The 17927-nt window shown below is 71.8% G+C and carries 16 protein-coding genes; 12 read left to right on the top strand and 4 right to left on the bottom strand.

Annotation, left to right across the window (positions count from 1 at the left end; all coding sequences use genetic code 11):
- Positions 1-2: 2 nt before the first annotated feature.
- The 9 genes from murG (at position 3) to AB0K21_RS12310 (ending at position 9443) form a co-directional block, all read left to right on the top strand.
- Positions 3-1091, top strand: a complete 1089-nt coding sequence (gene murG / locus AB0K21_RS12270) for an undecaprenyldiphospho-muramoylpentapeptide beta-N-acetylglucosaminyltransferase (RefSeq protein WP_343980746.1) — start codon at positions 3-5, stop codon at positions 1089-1091.
- Positions 1092-1207: 116 nt separating this feature from the next.
- Positions 1208-2614: a UDP-N-acetylmuramate--L-alanine ligase gene (gene murC, locus AB0K21_RS12275; protein WP_343980743.1), complete on the top strand. Its 1407-nt coding sequence runs from the start codon at positions 1208-1210 to the stop codon at positions 2612-2614.
- A gap of 34 nt (positions 2615-2648) precedes the next feature.
- The gene (locus tag AB0K21_RS12280; RefSeq protein ID WP_364149514.1) at positions 2649-3323 is read left to right on the top strand and encodes an FtsQ-type POTRA domain-containing protein; all 675 of its coding nucleotides are present in this window, start codon (positions 2649-2651) and stop codon (positions 3321-3323) included.
- Positions 3324-3548: 225 nt separating this feature from the next.
- Positions 3549-4919 (top strand): cell division protein FtsZ, encoded by a 1371-nt coding sequence (gene ftsZ, locus AB0K21_RS12285; RefSeq protein ID WP_343980740.1) that lies wholly within the window; start codon positions 3549-3551, stop codon positions 4917-4919.
- A 91-nt stretch (positions 4920-5010) separates the two neighbouring features.
- Positions 5011-5715, top strand: a complete 705-nt coding sequence (locus tag AB0K21_RS12290) for a YggS family pyridoxal phosphate-dependent enzyme (protein ID WP_343980737.1) — start codon at positions 5011-5013, stop codon at positions 5713-5715.
- Positions 5716-5834: 119 nt separating this feature from the next.
- Entirely contained in the window at positions 5835-6338 is a 504-nt protein-coding gene (gene sepF, locus AB0K21_RS12295) for a cell division protein SepF (protein WP_343980733.1), read from the top strand.
- 82 nt (positions 6339-6420) lie between these two features.
- On the top strand, positions 6421-6708 hold the full coding sequence (locus AB0K21_RS12300) for a YggT family protein (protein WP_030909817.1): 288 nt from the start codon (positions 6421-6423) through the stop codon (positions 6706-6708).
- A 49-nt stretch (positions 6709-6757) separates the two neighbouring features.
- On the top strand, positions 6758-7615 hold the full coding sequence (locus AB0K21_RS12305) for a DivIVA domain-containing protein (RefSeq protein WP_343980728.1): 858 nt from the start codon (positions 6758-6760) through the stop codon (positions 7613-7615).
- A 43-nt stretch (positions 7616-7658) separates the two neighbouring features.
- Positions 7659-9443, top strand: coding sequence for a hypothetical protein (locus tag AB0K21_RS12310; protein WP_364149518.1), 1785 nt, complete (start codon positions 7659-7661; stop codon positions 9441-9443).
- Between the two features lie 237 nt (positions 9444-9680).
- Here the strand turns inward: AB0K21_RS12310 and ileS are convergent, their stop codons facing one another.
- On the bottom strand, positions 9681-12839 hold the full coding sequence (gene ileS, locus AB0K21_RS12315; RefSeq protein WP_343980758.1) for an isoleucine--tRNA ligase: 3159 nt from the start codon (positions 12837-12839) through the stop codon (positions 9681-9683).
- A 459-nt stretch (positions 12840-13298) separates the two neighbouring features.
- On the opposite strand from ileS, the gene AB0K21_RS12320 reads away from it, so the two are divergent.
- From AB0K21_RS12320 to AB0K21_RS12330, 3 genes are read left to right on the top strand one after another with little or no spacing between them, the layout of a single operon-like run.
- Positions 13299-13718 (top strand): TraR/DksA C4-type zinc finger protein, encoded by a 420-nt coding sequence (locus AB0K21_RS12320; protein ID WP_343980722.1) that lies wholly within the window; start codon positions 13299-13301, stop codon positions 13716-13718.
- Positions 13682-14308, top strand: coding sequence for a signal peptidase II (locus AB0K21_RS12325; RefSeq protein ID WP_343980719.1), 627 nt, complete (start codon positions 13682-13684; stop codon positions 14306-14308). The genes AB0K21_RS12320 and AB0K21_RS12325 overlap by 37 nt, the downstream gene beginning before the upstream one ends.
- Positions 14301-15230 carry an RluA family pseudouridine synthase gene (locus AB0K21_RS12330; protein WP_364149521.1) on the top strand — a complete coding sequence of 310 codons (930 nt, stop codon included), beginning with the start codon at positions 14301-14303 and terminating at the stop codon, positions 15228-15230. The genes AB0K21_RS12325 and AB0K21_RS12330 overlap by 8 nt, the downstream gene beginning before the upstream one ends.
- Before the next feature lie 114 nt (positions 15231-15344).
- Here the strand turns inward: AB0K21_RS12330 and AB0K21_RS12335 are convergent, their stop codons facing one another.
- From AB0K21_RS12335 to AB0K21_RS12345, 3 genes are read right to left on the bottom strand one after another with little or no spacing between them, the layout of a single operon-like run.
- Positions 15345-16865 (bottom strand): protein kinase, encoded by a 1521-nt coding sequence (locus AB0K21_RS12335; protein WP_364149523.1) that lies wholly within the window; start codon positions 16863-16865, stop codon positions 15345-15347.
- Positions 16866-16925: 60 nt separating this feature from the next.
- Positions 16926-17237 carry an AzlD domain-containing protein gene (locus AB0K21_RS12340; RefSeq protein WP_343973915.1) on the bottom strand — a complete coding sequence of 104 codons (312 nt, stop codon included), beginning with the start codon at positions 17235-17237 and terminating at the stop codon, positions 16926-16928.
- Entirely contained in the window at positions 17234-17914 is a 681-nt protein-coding gene (locus AB0K21_RS12345; RefSeq protein WP_343973912.1) for an AzlC family ABC transporter permease, read from the bottom strand. The genes AB0K21_RS12340 and AB0K21_RS12345 overlap by 4 nt, the downstream gene beginning before the upstream one ends.
- Between the last annotated feature and the right edge of the window lie 13 nt (positions 17915-17927).

Here is a 17927-nt window from a genome sequence, read left to right on the forward strand (position 1 = left end):
ACATGAGGGTGGTCCTCGCCGGCGGCGGGACGGCTGGTCATATCGAACCGGCGCTGGCTCTGGCCGACGCGCTGCGCCAACTCGACCCCAACATCGGGATCACCTGCCTCGGCACGGAGCGAGGCCTGGAGACCAGGCTGGTCCCGGCCAGGGGGTATGAACTGCAACTGGTGCCCGCGGTGCCGCTGCCCCGGACACTGACGCCCCAGTTGCTGAGCGTGCCGGGCCGCCTGGCGGGCGCCATCAACGCGGCCGCCGCCGTCATGGACCGGGTCCAGGCCGACGTCCTGGTTGGCTTCGGCGGCTACGTGGCGACCCCCGCCTACCTGGCGGCGCGGCGGCGCGGCGTGCCGATCGTGGTCCACGAGGCCAACCCGCGCCCCGGACTGGCCAACCGGCTGGGCGCGCGCCTCACCGACCACGTGTTCACCGGCCACCCGGACACGCCGCTGAACCAGGCCGAGTACATCGGCATCCCGCTGCGCCGTGAGATCGTCAACCTCGACCGGCTGTCCATGGGCGACAAGGCCAGGGCCTGGTTCGGCCTGGAGGCCGACCTGCCCACGCTGCTGGTCACCGGCGGCTCCCAGGGGGCCCGCTCGCTCAACCAGGCGGCCCTGGCCGCCGCCCCCGCGCTGCGCCGGGCCGGAGTGCAGGTGCTGCACGTCATCGGCCCGAAGAACACGCTGGAGGAGGAACCGCCGCCCGGCGACCCGCAGTACGTCGTGCTGCAGTACGTCGACCGGATGGACCTGGCCTACGCCGCCGCCGACTTCGCCCTGTGCCGCAGCGGTGCGATGACCTGCGCCGAGCTGACGGCGGTGGGCCTGCCGGCCGCGTACATCCCGCTGCCGCACGGCAACGGCGAGCAGCGGCTCAACGCCACGCCGATCGTGCGGGGCGGCGGCGGCCTGATGATCGATGACGCCGAGTTGTCAGCGGAGTGGATCATTCAGAACGTGCTGCCCATCCTGTCCGACCCCGAACGCGTGGTCACCATGTCCGAGGCGGCGTCTCGGATGGGCAGGAAGGACGCCGACGTGACACTGGCGCGCAGGGTGCTGCAGATCGCGGTGCGGGGGAGAGGCTGAGTGGGCGCGGAGCGGATCCGACGCGGTGAGCGCGGGGCTGCCCGTGCCCGTCTCCGGCGAGAGGGCCGGGCGGGACGAGAGCGTCCGTGCGGCGAACGAGGAGGGGTGAGCGGCCGATGAGCCTGGTCAAGCTGGTGGATCCGGTTGCGGCCGGAGACCTGGGACGGGTCCACTTCATCGGGATCGGCGGTTCTGGGATGTCCGGAATCGCGCGCATCCTACTTAAACGGGGCGTGCAGGTCTCCGGCAGCGACGCGCGGGGGTCGGACATCGCGACCGAGCTGCGGGAGCTGGGGGCCAGGGTGCACATCGGCCACGCCGCCTCGCACATCAAGCAGGTCGACACGGTCGTGGTCTCCACCGCGATCCGCGACTCCAATCCCGAGCTGGGCGAGGCGCTCCGCCAGGGCCTGCGGGTCATCCCCAGGGCCGCCGCGCTCGCCTCCGTCATGGCGGGCAGGACCGGCGTCGCGCTGGCCGGCACCCACGGCAAGACCACCACGACCTCGATGCTCACCGTGGCGCTGCAGAAGTGCGGCGCCGACCCCTCGTACTGTGTGGGCGGGCAGCTGGTGACGACGGGGCTGGGCGCCGACGAGGGCTCGGGCGAGGTGTTCGTCGCCGAGGCCGACGAGAGCGACGGCTCCTTCCTCATGCTGGCCCCCGACATCGCCGTGGTGACCAACGTCGAGCCGGACCATCTGGACAACTACGGTGATCCGCGCGCGGTTCACGATAGCTTCGCCCGGTTCGTGGAGCGCGTCGCCGGCACCATGGTCATCTGCGCCGACGATCCCGGCTCCGCCGCGCTGGTCCCGATCGCCCGCGCCCGCGGCCTGAAGGTGATCACGTACGGTGAGGCGGAGGACGCCGACCTGCGGGTGGGCGAGGTCTCTCCCGACGGGCTGGGCATCACCTTCACGGTCCACGGGCACGGGGAGGTCAGGCTCGCGGTCCCGGGCCGTCACAACGCGCTCAACGCGGCCGCGGTCATCGCGGTGGCGGGGGAGCTGGGCGTCTCCTTCGGTGAGATCCGTGACGGTCTGGCGGCCTTCACCGGTGCCAAGCGCCGTTTCGAGGCCAAGGGTGAGGCGGGCGGGGTGGCGGTCTTCGACAGCTACGCCCACCACCCGACCGAGCTGGCCGCCGACCTGCGCGCGGCGCGGGACGTGGTGGCGTCCTTCTCGGGAGACGGCAGGGTCATCGCGGTCTTCCAGCCGCACCTGTACTCGCGCACCAGGTTCTTCGCCGACGAGTTCGGCATCGCGCTCGGGCTGGCCGACGAGGCCGTCGTCCTGGACGTCTACGGCGCCCGCGAGGATCCCGAGCCCGGCGTGTCGGGGGCGCTGGTGGCGGGCAAGGTGCCGCTGCCCGCGGAGCGGGTGGCCTACGCCCCCCAGCGGGACAGCGTGCCCGCCCTGGTCGCGAGCCTGGCCAGGCCGGGGGACATCGTCCTGACCATGGGCGCGGGCGACGTGACCGAGCTGGGTCCCAGGATCGTGGCGGAGCTGGCCGCGCGGTGACCCATGCCAGCGGGCGCGGGTCGCCGGAGGGGGAGTGGCATTGAACGGCGTGTGGCGGTCGGCCTTCCTGGCCCTGCTCACCGCGGGGGTGGTGGGCATCACCGCGTGGCTGGTGTTCTTCTCCCCGGTGCTCGGGGTCCGGGAGATCCAGGTGGTGGGCAACGCGGGCCTGTCCACCGAGGAGATCCGGCGGGCGGCGCAGGTGGCCGGCGGCAAGCCCCTCGCCACGGTCGACCTGGCCGAGGTGGAGGACCGGATCGGCAGGATCACCCAGATCGAGTCGGTGACGGTCAGCCGCGCCTGGCCGGGGACCCTGCGGGTGAAGGTCGTGGAGCGCAGGCCGGTGGCGGTGGTGCCGGTCGGCGACAGGTCGGCGCTGATGGACCGGCACGGGATGGTCACCGAGGTCAAGGACGTCGCGCCGCCGGCACTGCCGGTGCTGCGGGTGGACCGGCCGGGGCCGGGCGACCCGGCGACCGCGGCGGCGCTCACGGTCATCGCCGCGCTGCCGGAGAATCTGGCCCGCCGGGTCGCGGAGGTGCTCGCACCGTCGGCCGAGACGGTCTCGCTGCGGCTGAAGGACGGCCGCGCGATCGTGTGGGGCGGTGGCGACCGTCCCGCGGACAAGGCGCGGATCCTTGTTACGCTGCTCAGACGTCCGGCCGACACCTATGACGTCAGTTCGCCTGACGTCGTGACGGTTAAGTGATCTCATCGGATGGCGGGCGTTGCCGGAAAAGGACGGCCCGCGACACGCTGGACGTGCTTGCGGCGCGGTTAGTTGACCCGCCAGGAGCGTAACTCCTACTGTCCGTATCACTCCTCAGGTTGACATAAAGCTAAATCTCAACTTGAGGGTGAGGGTTTTGGAAACGACGGCACGGGCCCCGTGCCGCATGAAATTGCAAGTCAACGAGCGGAAAGGCCCCTCGTCGTGGCAGCACCGCAGAACTACCTCGCGGTCATCAAGGTTGTAGGAATCGGCGGAGGCGGAGTCAACGCCGTCAACCGGATGATCGAGGAGGGACTCAAGGGCGTCGAGTTCATCGCCATCAATACCGACGCCCAGGCGCTGCTGATGAGTGACGCCGACGTCAAGCTCGACGTCGGGCGCGAGCTCACTCGCGGCCTCGGCGCGGGAGCCAATCCCGAAGTCGGGCGCAAGGCGGCCGAGGACCACCGTGAGGAGATCGAAGAGGTCCTCAAGGGCGCCGACATGGTTTTCGTCACGGCCGGGGAGGGCGGTGGCACGGGCACCGGAGGCGCCCCGGTGGTGGCCAACATCGCCCGTACCCTGGGCGCGCTGACCATCGGTGTGGTGACCCGGCCCTTCAGCTTCGAGGGGCGGCGCAGGGCGATGCAGGCCGACGCCGGCATCGAGACCCTCCGCGAGGAGGTCGACACCCTCATCGTGATCCCGAACGACCGGCTGCTGTCGATCTCCGACCGGCAGGTGAGCGTGCTGGACGCCTTCAAGGCGGCGGACCAGGTGCTGCTCTCCGGTGTCCAGGGCATCACCGACCTGATCACCACGCCCGGACTGATCAACCTCGACTTCGCCGATGTGAAGTCGGTCATGTCCGGTGCCGGCTCGGCCCTGATGGGCATCGGCCACGCGCGCGGCGACGACCGTTCGGTCGCGGCGGCCGAGATGGCCGTGTCCAGCCCGCTGCTGGAGGCCAGCATCGACGGTGCGCACGGCGTGCTGCTCTCGATCGCCGGCGGCTCCGACCTGGGCCTGTTCGAGATCAACGAGGCGGCCCAGCTCGTCTCCACCGCCGCGGCACCGGACGCCAACATCATCTTCGGTACGGTCATCGACGACGCCCTCGGCGACGAGGTGCGCGTCACCGTGATCGCGGCAGGCTTCGACGAGCCCGCTCCCGAGCCCAAGCAACTCCCGCAGCCGGCGTCCCGCCCGCAGCCCGCCTCGCGTCCCGCCCCGCCCTCGGCGGCCGCCCCGGTCCGCCCGCTGGCGCCCACGGTCAAGGCGGAGCCCCGCCCCGAGCCCCGTCCGGAGCCCAGGGTGGAGCACACGCCGCCCTCGCCGGTGCGGCAGGTCGTCACCCCGCCGGCGGAGCCGACGCCTCCGCCCCAGCAGATCCACCCGGTACAGCCGGTGGAGCACGCCGAGCCGCACCGCGTGGAGGAGCCGCACTCCCCTCCGCTGTCGATCCCGCGTCCGACCCCCGAGCCCTCGCAGCCGACGCCGATCTCCGCGCGGGTCACCGACCCCGCCCGGCGGCGCCCGGTGATCTTCGAGGAGCAGGAAGAGGAACTGGACGTTCCCGACTTCCTGAAGTGACATCGCTCACGGTGGGGGCGGGTGAAGAGCCACCCGGCCGTGCCGGGAAGAATGGGCTCCGCCGGTTTGCCAGTGTCCGAGCGGCGGAGATGTGACGGAAACAACACGACGAGATGAGATCGCGGCCGGGCTGGCCCGGGTCGAGGCGGAGATCGCCGAAGCCTGCCGGGCCGCCGGCCGCAGTCGCGAGGAGCTGACGCTCATCGCGGTGAGCAAGACCTACCCCGCCTCCGACGTGCGGCTGCTGGCCGGACTCGGGATCACCGACGTCGGGGAGAACCGCGACCAGGAGGCCTCGGTCAAGGCGCGCGAATGCGCCGACCTCGGCCTGCGGTGGCACTTCGTCGGCCAGTTGCAGACCAACAAGGTCCGCTCGGTGGTCGGCTACGCGGACGTCGTCCACTCGGTCGACCGCCCCCGGCTGGTCACCGCCCTCAGCAGGGAGGCGCTCGGGGTGGGGCGCCGGATCACCTGCCTGGTACAGGTCGCGCTCGACGGTGACCCCGCCAGGGGCGGGGTGGTGCCGCAGCAGGCCGAGGCGCTGGCGGACGCCGTCGCCGGAGCGCCGGGGCTTGAGCTGGGCGGGGTGATGGCGGTCGCGCCGCTGGAGGAGGAACCGGGCAGGGCGTTCGCGAGGCTGAGGGAGATCGCGCGGTCCGTCCAGGACGCCCACCCGGGCGCCGACGTCATCTCGGCGGGGATGAGCGGGGATATGTCCCAGGCCATTGCCAACGGTGCGACACACCTGCGTGTTGGTACGGCGTTGCTCGGTCGCAGGAAGCCCTTCGTCAGGTAATGTCCCTTCAAGTGGACCTTGGCGTCCGCGTACCCGGACAGCGGTCGAACGGTGGTGAGCTCAGGGCGGTCGGGCTGGCCCCTCGGGCACATCGAAGTAAGACGGAGGAAGAAGTAGCGATGGCCGGCGCGATGCGCAAGATGGCGGTCTACCTCGGTCTTGTTGAGGACGACCGCTACGAGAGATACGACAGCTACCCCGACGACGAGTACGAGGAGTTCGACGACACGCGCCGGGAGGGCGACGAGCGTCCTGGCACGGTCCACGACCTGTCGGACGACACCGACCCGGGTGTGCCCGCTCCGCGGCCCACGACGGCCGTCCTGGAGCGCCGTACGACCGATCTGGCGCGCATCACCACCCTTCATCCCCGCACGTACAACGAGGCGCGGACCATCGGCGAGCACTTCCGTGACGGCACCCCGGTCATCATGAACCTGACCGAGATGGTTGACAGTGACGCAAAGCGGCTCGTTGATTTCGCGGCAGGTCTCGTCTTTGGCCTACATGGCAGCATTGAACGTGTTACCAACAAGGTGTTCCTGTTGTCCCCAGCCAATGTCGAGGTGACCGCCGAGGACAAGGCTCGAATCGCGGAACGCGGATTCTTCAACCAGAGCTAGAGTTCCACCATGAACAGTGACCGGCCCGACAGGTCCCGATGGGACGAAGGACGGCAGAGCGGAGTGGAGGCGAGGACGGACCGTGGGGATCGTTAGCGGGATCTTGGTCTTCGTCCTGTCCATCTACCTCGTTCTGCTGATCGGCAGAATGATCTTTGAGACGGTGCAGGCGTTCGCACGTCAGTGGCGCCCCACCGGCATCGTCCTGGTGCTGGCGGAAGCCGTATACACGGTGACCGACCCACCTCTCAAGTTCCTCCGCCGTTTCATTCCACCACTCCGGTTGGGTACGGTGGCCTTTGACCTAAGCTTCACAGTGCTGTTCATTGTGGTCTTGGTCTTGATCCAACTCGTGTCCGCGCTTCGTTGATCGGGTACCGTCCCCCCGGACAGACTCCAAGCGCGCCAAGGAGACCGAAATGCCGCTGACTCCCGCCGATGTGCGGAACAAGCAATTCAGTACGACCCGCCTTCGGCCGGGTTACGACGAGGAAGAGGTAGATGCCTTCCTCGATGAGGTCGAGTCCGAGTTGGACCGTCTCATTCAGGAGAACGAGGAGCTCCGCGCCAAGCTGGCGGAGTGCCTGCGGGGCAAGGTCCCCGGCGGGATGGGCATGGCCATGGCGCCCGCCCCCATCGCCGAGCCCAAGCCCGAGATGATGATGCAGCAGCCGGAGCCGATGCGCGCTCCCGAGCCGGTGCAGCATCAGCAGCCCGTTCCCGTCGGAATGGGAATGCCTCCGGCCGAGGACAACATGGACACCGCGGCCCGGGTGCTCGCCCTCGCGCAGCAGACCGCGGACCAGGCCATCGCCGACGCCCGCCGGGAGGCGGACGAGACGGTGACCCGGGCGCGCCGCGAGGCCGACGACATCCTCGGCAAGGCACGTCGCCAGGCCGAGCAGGTCATCGGTGACGCACGTGCCCGAGCCGAGACGCTGGAGCGCGACGCGCAGGAGCGGCACCGCCAGGCCATGGGCTCACTGGTGCAGACCCGCGACGAGCTCGAGCGCAAGGTCGAGGAGCTTCGCAGCTTCGAGCGCGAGTACCGTAGTCGCCTGAAGCTGTATCTGGAGAACCAGCTGGCCGAACTCAACGTGGCTGCCGAGGGCAGCGGCGGGTTCCCGATCGTGAGCGGGCCTCCGGCCATGTCCCACGCGGTGGCCCCGGGTGGTCAGCCGACGCTCCAGGGCGCGCCCAACCCGTTCGGCGGCGACCCGTCGCAGCATTCGGGCGCCTTCCAGGGCGTTGACGGTCCTCACAACGACCGCCGCTAAGGTGTCGGGTCACCCCCTTTGACCCGCATCCGGGAGTCTTTCTGTGATCCTTATCAGCGCCGGTTTGGTACTCACGGCCATCGTCCTGCTCATCGTGGGGATCGTGCTGGCCAAGCCGTTTCTGGTCATGTGGTCGATCGCGGTCAGCGTGCTGTCCGCCGTCTTCCTGGTGATCGGGGCGTTGTTGCGGCGCCACGAGCTGTTCCCCGGCGGGCAGGCCGGGGCCGCTCAGCCCCTTCCCGAGAAGGGACCGATGCCGGCCGGGTCCGTCCCCGTGCCGCACGGTGTGCCGAGCCACCCTCCCGTGCCACCGCACATGATGGCGCAGCACGGGATGCGACAGCAGATGCCCGTGGCCCCTACCCAGCCGCGACGAGGCCCGGTGGCCGGGCCGGCCACCGCCACCGCCGCGAGACGGGGCGCCCTGGACGCCGAGGCGATCGTGCTGGTCATCCCCGGCCGCAAGCGCTATCACGTCGCGGGGTGCCGCCAGCTGGCCGGCAGGGATCATGAGGAACTCACCCACGAGGAGGCTCGTGAGGAGGGCTTCACGCCCTGTACCAGCTGCCTGCCGGAACCCGTCGCCGGAAGCAGGCCGTACCAGGCCCCGCCCGGGGGACGGGAGCCCGCCGAGCCCCTGAGCGCCTTCCCGGAGTCCGGCCCCGCGGGCGGCGCCGGCGAGCCCGGCCCGCACGAGGCCACCGCCAGGTTCACCGCCCCGTACCGTCCCGCACGGCCCGCGGCCCCCGCCGAAGGGCAGCAGGCCCCCGGAGCGCGGCCCGAGCCCCAGCCAAGGCCGGAGCCCGCCCCCAGGCGAGAGAGCGCCGTCTCCCGGCAGGAGCCCCCGCAGGAGCCCGTCGTCCCGGTCGCCCGGCCCTACATTCAGTCCTCCGAGCCACAGGGACGGCCCCAGGAGCCCGTGAGCCCCCCGCTCCGCGCGGCGGAGTCCCCGACCCCCTCGGTGCCGATCCGGCTGCCGAAGGTCCCCGAGATCCCGCACGCCGACTCCGAGGCCACCAGCTGGTTCAGCCGCGACATGGTCGCCCAGGCGTCCAAGCCGGAGGCCCCGGCGGCTCCGGCCAGGCCCGAGCCCGAGGCGGCCGGGCCCGCCGGGCCAGGAGCGGCGGTGGGCGGCGCCTCCGCGAGCCGGGGAGAGGCGCCGGAGAGCGCCAAGCCGGAAACCGGCGAGGCCGAGCGCACCGGCTCCGAGGCCGTCGAGCCCGAGCCCACCGTGTCCGAGATCACGGCGTCCGAGGGCGCCGCGTCCGGGGCCGCCAAGGCCGGGGCACAGGCCGAGGCCGGGGCGCAGGCCGAGGCCGAAGCCGGGCCTTCGACGCCCTGGGCCCGCCCGGGGGCCGAGACCGCCGGACGGGACTCCGCCCCGCCGGAGCCGTCTTCCTCGGGCACGTCCGGAGCCGCCGGCTCAGGCTCCTCCGCGGAGCCTGAGCGGTCCGCGGAACCGGTGCCCCGGGAGGAGCCGGGTGCCGGGCAGGCCACCGACGGCACCACACCTGAGCCGGTGGAGCCGGCCGAGACCGCACCCGGGCGCGCCGGGCAGGTAGCGGCCGACTCCACCCCGGCGGAGCCCGCGGCCGATCCCGCTGCCGAGGACCACGACGCCGACGACGCCCCCGGAGCCGGGAAGCGGCCGGCGGGTGATGGGACCGTCATGGTCATCATCGGCACCCGTCGCTTTCACGACCCCGCCTGCCCTCTGATCAAGGGCGCGGGCGACAGCGGCACCGAGGTCGTCTCCCTGGTCGAGGCCAAGGGGGCCGGCCTGGTCCACTGCTCGATCTGCCTGAGCGACCACCGGGACCAGAGCTGACCCCTGGCGTGACCACCGCCCGCCTGGCGCACCGTTCACCACGAGGAGGCGGGCCTGTCGCGGTGCCCGCGGACCGCCGGGTCCGCGGCTCCCGTGCGGTGACGGCCCTCTCCGGATCGCGGCGGGCGCCGGGCACCACCTGAGGCGCCGGGCCCGTCGGGCCGGCCCCGGTGTGAACCGGAGCGGCCGGGCTCCCAGGGAGCCCGGCCGTCCCGTGACGCCGGAACGCTCCGCCCGTCAGGCCGTGGCCGTCGTGCGGCGGAGCTGGAAGGTCAGGCCCAGCTCGGCGTCGCTGTGGGTGGGAAGGCCGTCGGCGCCGCCCTCGGTGAGGGAGACGGCGAGGACCTCGTCGGCCACCGCACGGCCCTGGGTGCGCAGGGCCTCGGCCAGGTCGGCGTCACCGGTGGACCACCACACGTCGATCCGGTCGGAGATCGACAGGCCGGTGGACTTGCGGGTGTCCTGGAGCAGGCGGATGACGTCGCGGATCAGACCGGCGCGGCGCAGCTCGTCGGTGATGGTCAGGTCGAGGGCGACGGTCTCGCCGGAGGCGGCCTCCACCGCCCAGCCGGACCTGGGCTGCTCGGTGACGATCACGTCGTCGGCGCCGATCTGCACCGCTCCCAGCTCTCCCGCGTCGAGCGGGACCGGCGAGCCGGTACGGAGCGCGCGGGCCAGCTCCGCGGGCTCGGCGGCGGTGACGGCCGCGGCGACCAGCTTGGTCTGTGAGCCGAACCGCTTGCCCAGCGCCCGGAAGTTGGGCTTGACCGTGAAGGAGACCAGGTCCGCCCCGATCCCGGACAGGTCCTCCAGGCCCTTGACGTTGAGCTCGTCGGCGATCAGTTCGCGCAGCTCGGGCGGGAGCGTGGCCCAGCCGGGGGCGCCGACCAGGGCACGACCGAGCGGCTGGCGGGTCTTCACCCCGCTGGAGGCACGGGCCGAGCGGCCCAGCTCCACCAGGCGGCGGACCAGGGCCATCCGCTCCGACAGCCTCTCATCCAGGAGCTCGCCGTTGACCTCGGGCCAGCCGGCCAGGTGGACCGAGGCGGGGGCGTCGGTGTCGCGGAGCACGTCCCAGACGTAGTCGGTGGTGAACGGCACCACCGGTGCCATCAGCCGGGTGACGGTCTCCAGGCACTCGTAGAGCGTGGCGAAGGCCGCGGTGTCACCGGCCCAGAAGCGGCGGCGGGAGCGTCGCACGTACCAGTTGGACAGGTCGTCGAGGAACTCCGAGAGCCGCCGCCCGACGCGGGCGGTGTCGAAGACGTCCATCGACGCGGTGACCTCGGCCACCGTCCGGTGCAGCTCGGCGAGGGCCCAGCGGTCGATCAACGGGCGCTCGGCGTACGCGGGGGCCTCGGCGAGCCTGGAGGGCGACCAGGACTCGGCGCCTGCGTACAGGGTGAAGAAGGAGGCGGTGTTCCAGTAGGTGAGCAGGACCTTGCGGACGATCTCCTCAAGGGCGCCGTGCCCGACCCTGCGGGCCGCCCACGGTGAGCCGGAGCAGGCCATGTACCAGCGCAGCGCGTCGGCGCCGTGCTGGTCCATCAGCGGCATCGGCTGGAGCACGTTGCCCAGGTGCTTGCTCATCTTGCGGCCGTCCTCGGCCAGGATCAGGCCCAGGCAGAGCACGTTCTCGTACGAGGACCGGTCGAAGACGAGCGTGCCGACCGCCATCAGCGAGTAGAACCAGCCACGGGTCTGGTCGGTGGCCTCGCAGATGAACTGCGCCGGGTAGGCCCTCTCGAGCATCTCCTCGTTGCGGTACGGCGCTCCCCACTGGGCGAACGGCATCGAGCCCGAGTCGTACCAGGCGTCGATCACGTCGGGCACCCGCCGGGCCTCGGCCCCGCAGGTGGGGCAGGGCAGCGTGACGTCGTCCACGTAGGGGCGGTGCGGATCGAGCGCGGAGACGTCCCGGCCGGACAGCCGGCTCAGCTCCTCCAGCGAGCCGACGCACGTGACGTGCGATTCGTCGGCGGTGCAGATCCACAGCGGCAGCGGGGTGCCCCAGTAACGCGAGCGTGACAGCGACCAGTCGACGTTGTTGCGCAGCCACTCGCCGAAGCGGCCCCACTTGATCGTCTCGGGGTACCAGTTGGTCTTCTCGTTCTCGGCGAGGAGCCGGTCCTTGATCGCGGTGGTGCGGATGTACCAGGCCGGCAGGGCGTAGTAGAGCAGCGCGGTGTGGCAGCGCCAGCAGTGCGGGTAGCTGTGCTCGAAGTGGCTGCCCCGGTAGAGCAGGCCACGCGCCCGCAGGTCGGCGGTGAGCCCCTCGTCGGCGTCCTTGAAGAACCGGCCGCCGACCTGGGGCACGCTGTCGAGGAACCGGCCGTCGGGGCCGATCGGGTTGACCACGGGCAGCCCGTAGCGCTTGCAGGTCGTCATGTCGTCGGCGCCGAAGGCGGGTGCCTGGTGGACCAGGCCGGTACCGTCCTCGGTGGTGACGTAGTAGCCGAGCACCACGTAGTGCGCGCCGGGGATGTCTACCAGGTCGAAGGGGCGCGAGTAGGTGGTGTGCTCCAGGTCGGCGCCCTGGAAGGAGGCCAGGATCTCGGCATCCTCGCCCAGCGCGGAGGCGACCAGCGGCTCGGCCACCACCAGGACCTCGTCGGACCCGGCGGGGCGCGCCGCGACGTAGGTCACGTCGGGGTGTACGGCCACGGCGGTGTTGGAGACCAGCGTCCAGGGCGTGGTGGTCCAGATCAGCAGCGAGGCGCCGAGGTCGGCCAGCGGTCCCGAGGTGGCGGGCATGCGGACGTAGACCGACGGGCTGGTGACGGTCTCGTAGCCGCCGGGCTGGCCCAGCTCGTGGTCGGACAGGCCGGTACCGCAGCGGGGACAGTACGGGGTGATGCGGAAGTCGCGGGAGAGCAGGTCCTTGTCGAAGATGACCTTGAGCGACCACCAGACGGACTCCACGTAGGCCGGGTCCATCGTGCGGTAGGCCTGGGACAGGTCGATCCAGTACCCCATCCGCTCGGTCATCTCCTCGAAGGCGTCCACGTGCCGCAGCACCGACTCGCGGCACTTGGCGTTGAACTCGGCGACGCCGTACGCCTCGATGTCCTTCTTGCCGGAGAGGCCGAGGGACTTCTCGACGGCGACCTCGACGGGCAGCCCGTGGCAGTCCCAGCCCGCCTTGCGGGGCACGCTGTAGCCCCGCATCGACTTGTAGCGGGGGAAGACGTCCTTGAAGACGCGGGCCTCGACGTGGTGGACGCCCGGCATGCCGTTGGCGGTGGGCGGGCCCTCGTAGAAGACCCAGGTGGGGCCGCCGGCGTTCTGCTCGACCGAGCGCTCGAAGATCTTGCCGTCCCGCCAGCGGTCGAGCACCTCGTGCTCAAGCGCGGGAAGATCGACCTGCGCAGGAAGAGAGCGGAAATAGGCGGACATGATGGGCTGGACCTCCACGCTGGAATCGGCTGTGGCGTGGAGGGACGAGGCTGTCGGGGCCCCGCGGTACCACCCTCCTTGGCCTTCGCGTGCGAGAAGGCCCTCTTCCTTTGGTCTGCTGCCGGGTCTACTGGGCCGTCACGGCCGTTCTTCCGGCGGCTCCGGGGTGATCTTCCCTCAGCGCCTCGCCCCGGGCTCGCACCGTCCCCGGGTCGCTCGTGCGAGGGGGTGCGGAGGTTGCTGTCCCCATCAACGCCGTGCAGGCTCAAACGATAACGCACTCGCCTGCCGGAAGCTTCCCCATATCAGAGGCGGCTGGGGGGAATCAGGGAGAAGCGACCGGATGTTACTAGATTGGCAAACATTGCGGCGGGTCGTTTGCCGCTCCGTTATGAGGGACCTAAGCTGCCCGCACCGTTTACCACATTGGATACGGTCCGATCGAGCAAGGAGGTCGCCATGGCCGCGACCGTGCGCGCAGACAACAGCGCGGCAGCGCCGTCATCCGACGGGGCCGTCGTCACCTGGTCGGCCGAGGAACTCGCGGAGGTCCGCGGGCGACTGGTCGCGGAGAGCCGCGAGCTCACCAAGGAGATCGCCAAGGCCGAGATCGAGATCGCGTCGAGCGACGTTACCGACGGTGCGGGCGATGATCAGGCCGACGCCGGAGCGCGGACGTATGAACGTGAGCGCGAAATCGCCCTTACCCTGAACTCGCGCGACCTGGTCGCGCAGAACGAGCGAGCGATCGCCCGGATCGACGCGGGGACATACGGAGTGTGCGAATCGTGCCATCAGCCGATCGGAAAGGAGCGCCTTCAGGCGTTTCCGAGGGCGACGCTGTGCGTGGCCTGCAAGCAGCGGGAGGAGCGCCGCTGACCGGCGACACCGAGAACGGGGCGGCCCCCGCCGCCCCGCTCGCGGCGCGGCGGATCGCCGTGCTCGCGGTGATCGTCCCCATCGTCTACGCCCTCGACCTCGCCACGAAGACCATCGTGCTGAAGACCCTGGAGGGCAGGGAACCCGTCGTGGTCATCCCCGGCGTGCTCCAGTTCCGGGTGATCTTCAATTCCGGGGCCGCCTTCGGCCTCGGCACCGGGATGACGATCGTCTTCACCTGCGTCGCGGCCACCGTCGTGGTGGCGATCCTGCGTACCGCGCGCAACCTGCGCAGCCTGCCCTGGGCGATCACGCTGAGCCTGCTGCTCAGTGGGGCGCTCGGCAACCTCACCGACCGGATCTTCCGCTGGCCCTCGGGCTTCGGCTCCGGCAGGTCCGCGCCGCTGCAGGGACACGTGGTCGACTTCGTGGAGACCTTCCCCGGTCACTTCCCGATCTGGAACGTCGCCGACTCGGCGATCGTCTGCGGCGGCATCCTGGCGGTCTTCCTCGCCTGGCGGGGCTACCAGATCGACGGCACACGCGACACGGGAGCCGAGCAGGAAGCGAAGGAGAACGACAATGGCTGACCGGCGGAGTCTCCCCGTCCCCGACGGGCTGGAGGGCGAGCGTCTCGACGCCGCCCTGTCGCGCCTGTTCGGCCTCTCCCGCACCCGGGCGGCCGAACTGATCGTCGCCGGTGACGTACTGGTGGACGGCTCGACCGCGGCCAAGTCCGACCGGCTCCACGGGGGCGCCTGGCTGGAGGTCATCCTCCCGCCGCCGCCCACCGCGCCGATGCCGGTGGCGGAACCGGTGCCCGGCATGCACATCGTGTACGAGGACGACGACATCGTCGTCGTCAACAAGCCCGTCGGCGTGGCCGCCCATCCGACCACCGGCTGGACCGGACCCACCGTGATCGGCGGCCTGCTCGGCACCGGCCACCGGGTGGCCACCAGCGGCGCGGCCGAGCGCCAGGGCATCGTGCACCGGCTGGACGCCAACACCACCGGCGCGATGGTCGTCGCCAAGAGCGAGCACGCCTACTCCCACCTGAAGCGGGCCTTCAAGGAGCGCACCGTCGACAAGCGCTACCACGCGCTGGTCCAGGGCCACCCCGACCCGCACCGCGGCACCGTGGACGCGCCGATCGACCGCCACCCCGTCGGGGACGGCCGCTGGGCGGTCGTGGCGGGGGGCAAGGAGTCGGTCACCCACTACGACACGATCGAGGCGTTCCGCGCGGCGTCGCTGCTGGACATCAAGCTGGAGACGGGCCGGACCCACCAGATCCGGGTCCACATGTCGGCGCTGCGCCACCCGTGCGTCGGTGACATGCTGTACGGGGCCGACCCGACCTTGGCCGCGCGGCTGGGAGTGAGCCGGCAGTGGCTGCACGCGGTCTCCCTGGCCTTCGAGCACCCCGCCACCGGCGAGTGGGTCTCCTTCACCACCGCCTACCCCGACGACCTGGCCCACGCCCTGAAGGTCGTCGCCGCCGAGTCCTAGCGCGGCCCGCCGGTCCCCGCGACCGGCCCCGGCCACTGCGCGGCGGGCGTGCCCTCGCGCCGGTCGCCCCGTCGGCGCGTCCGGCCGTTGCCGGACTCCCCGTTCGGCGGTCCCTCAGGCACCGCCCCGGGCGCTCGCGCCGAGGGCGGCCGCCCCGGCGTCGGGGGCGATCTGGTCGGGGGAGTCGCCCTGCTGCCCCCGCCCCGGCGCGTCGCCCTGGCCCGAGCCCTCCTCGGTCCCCTCGCCCCCGTCATCCTGTCCCTGGTCGCCCTCTCCGCCTTCGTCGGGGGAGGGCTCCTCGGGCTGCTCGGAATCGTCCTGCGACGGCTTGCCCGAAGGTTTACCCGTCGGCTTGTCCGACGGTCTGTCCCGAGGGGCGGGGTCGTCGGCCCCCGACCTCTCGGGGGCCGGGCGGGTGGCGGCGCCGTCTCCGGCACCGTCGTTCCTGGCACCGTCGTTCCTGCCGCCGTCGTCTCTGGCGGGGGCGTTTCGGGCGGGGACCTTCGCCCGCTCGGGCTCGGCGGTCGGCGTGTCCTTCCCGGAGGGCACGCTCACCGGGATCGGCGGCCTCGCGGGGTTCTGGTCGACGGAGTTGGCGGCGACCCACGCCATCCCGGCCGAGGTCAGGGCGACGGCGAGCGCCATCGCGACCATCGCCGCGACCGCCGGGCGCCGTCGCCTCCCCGGGGCGGCCACCGGGCCGGCTTCTGGCCCCGGCCGCCCGGCCCCGGCGGGGGCGGTGGGCGCGCCCGCGAGAGCGGCGGCCGGTACGGGGGCCGCCGGGGGCAGCTCGATCGGCATGGTCGGCTGCGGAGCGGTCCCGTTCACCAGCGAGGCCAGGTGGACCTGCACCTCCTGGGCCGACATGCGTTGCGCGGGATCCTTGCGGAGCAGACCGAAGATCACGGGAGCGAGCGGCCCGGCGAACCGCAGCGGCGGGGGCTCCTGGTGCATGACGGCGCTGAGCGTCGCCAGCGGGTGGGCGCGCTCGAAGGGGGAGCGTCCCTCGACCGCCATGTGCAGCGTCACGCCGAGCGACCACAGGTCGGAGGCGAACTCGGCGGGTCCGCCGCTCGCCCGCTCGGGCGCTATGAACGCCGGGGTACCGATGAGCGAGCCGGTCCTGGTGATCGACGAGTCGCCCTCCAGGACGGCGATGCCGAAGTCGGTGAGCACGGCCCGCCCGTCCTTGGAGAGCAGGACGTTGTCCGGCTTCACGTCCCGGTGCAGGACGCCCGCGTGATGGGCGGCGAGCAGCGCGCCGAGCACCTCCAGCCCGATCCGCGCCACCCGCGCCGGCGGCAGCGGCCCGTCCTCCCTGATCACCGCTCCGAGCGTGCGGGAGTCGACCAGTTGCATGACGATCCAGGGGCGCCCGTGCTCCTCGATCACGTCGTACACCGTGGCGACCCCCGGATGCCCGATCCGCCCGGCGGCCCGGGCCTCCCTGAGCGTCCGCACGGTGAAGGCCTCGCGCTCGGGACCGGTGAGGTCGGGGGAGGGGATGACCTCCTTGACCGCCACATCGCGCCCCAGCACCTCGTCCCGTGCTCGCCAGACCGTCCCCATGCCTCCTCGGCCGATGTGTTCGAGCAGGCGGTAGCGGGCTCCGATGATCCCCTGAGAATCGGTCATGCGCCGACGCCTACCCAGGATTAATCCCGACATTCAGGATTAGCTACGCAGGTCACCTTCTCAGCTCAGCAGGTGGCGCAGTGCGGCGGTGACGACGGCCGCCACCGCGAGGACCACCAGGAAGGGGGCACGCAGCAGCAGCGCCAGCACGGCCGCGCCCATCCCCGCGGTGCGCGGCCAGTCCAGATGCAGCGCCTGCCCGTGCCCGAAGGTCTGCACCGCGATCAGCGCCGCCAGCAGGGCCACCGGGACCAGCGTCGCGAAGCGCTGCACCCCCGGGTGGTCGAGGATCCGGCGCGGTGCCGACAGCCCGGCGAGCTTCAGCGCGTAGCAGGCCGCGCAGGTTGCGACGATCGCCCACCAGAGGGTCACTTGGGCCTCCTCAGGATCACCGCGAGCACGGCCATGGACGCGAGCAGTACGGGCACACCCGGTGGGGTGAACGGGGTCGAGGCCAGCGCGATCGCCGCGCCGCCGCCCGCGATCAGCCGCAGCGCGCGGGTCTCGGGGCCGCTCCCGGTGAGCCGGGGCCACAGGATGGCCAGGAACGTCGCGGGACCGACCGCGTCCAGGCCGAACACCGCGGGGTCGGCCACCCAGGAGGTGCCCAGCGCGCCGAGGAGGGTGGTGGCGTTCCAGGTCAGGTAGAGGCTGACGAAGGTGACCAGGAACGCCGTCCTGGACGACTCCTCGTCCGGCTGGGCCAGGGCGACCGCGGTCGTCTCGTCGATCACGCCCTGGGCCGTCAGCGGCCTGCGCCAGCCCCGGATGTCGAGCACGCCGGCCATGCGCAGGCCGTACAGGCTGTTGCGGGCGCCCAGCAGCATCGCGCCGGCCGTGCCCGCGACCAGGTTGCCGCCGCCCGCGACGACTCCGACAAGGGCGAACTGCGAGGCGCCGGTGAAGGCGAACAGGCTCAGCACGCACGCCTGCGCGACGCTCAGCCCCGCGGTGACCGCCGCGGCGCCGAAGGCGACCCCGGACAGCCCGACGGCGATCCCCACGCCCAGTCCGTCCCTTGTCGCGGAGGAGCGAGTGGTTGTTTCCATGGAAAGGGAGCTT

It is taken from the genome of Streptosporangium sp. NPDC049248 (assembly GCF_040678965.1).
Taxonomy (GTDB): Bacteria; Actinomycetota; Actinomycetes; order Streptosporangiales; family Streptosporangiaceae; genus Streptosporangium; species Streptosporangium fukuiense.

Excerpts from the sequence above, each read along its gene's own strand:
- murG (WP_343980746.1), top strand. The coding sequence starts at position 3 with ATGAGGGTGGTCCTCGCCGGCGGCGGGACGGCTGGTCATATCGAACCG.
- murC (WP_343980743.1), top strand. The coding sequence starts at position 1,208 with ATGAGCCTGGTCAAGCTGGTGGATCCGGTTGCGGCCGGAGACCTGGGA.
- sepF (WP_343980733.1), top strand. The coding sequence starts at position 5,835 with ATGGCCGGCGCGATGCGCAAGATGGCGGTCTACCTCGGTCTTGTTGAG.
- AB0K21_RS12305 (WP_343980728.1), top strand. The coding sequence starts at position 6,758 with ATGCCGCTGACTCCCGCCGATGTGCGGAACAAGCAATTCAGTACGACC.
- ileS (WP_343980758.1), bottom strand. The coding sequence starts at position 12,839 with ATGTCCGCCTATTTCCGCTCTCTTCCTGCGCAGGTCGATCTTCCCGCG.
- AB0K21_RS12320 (WP_343980722.1), top strand. The coding sequence starts at position 13,299 with ATGGCCGCGACCGTGCGCGCAGACAACAGCGCGGCAGCGCCGTCATCC.
- AB0K21_RS12330 (WP_364149521.1), top strand. The coding sequence starts at position 14,301 with ATGGCTGACCGGCGGAGTCTCCCCGTCCCCGACGGGCTGGAGGGCGAG.
- AB0K21_RS12335 (WP_364149523.1), bottom strand. The coding sequence starts at position 16,865 with ATGACCGATTCTCAGGGGATCATCGGAGCCCGCTACCGCCTGCTCGAA.
- AB0K21_RS12345 (WP_343973912.1), bottom strand. The coding sequence starts at position 17,914 with ATGGAAACAACCACTCGCTCCTCCGCGACAAGGGACGGACTGGGCGTG.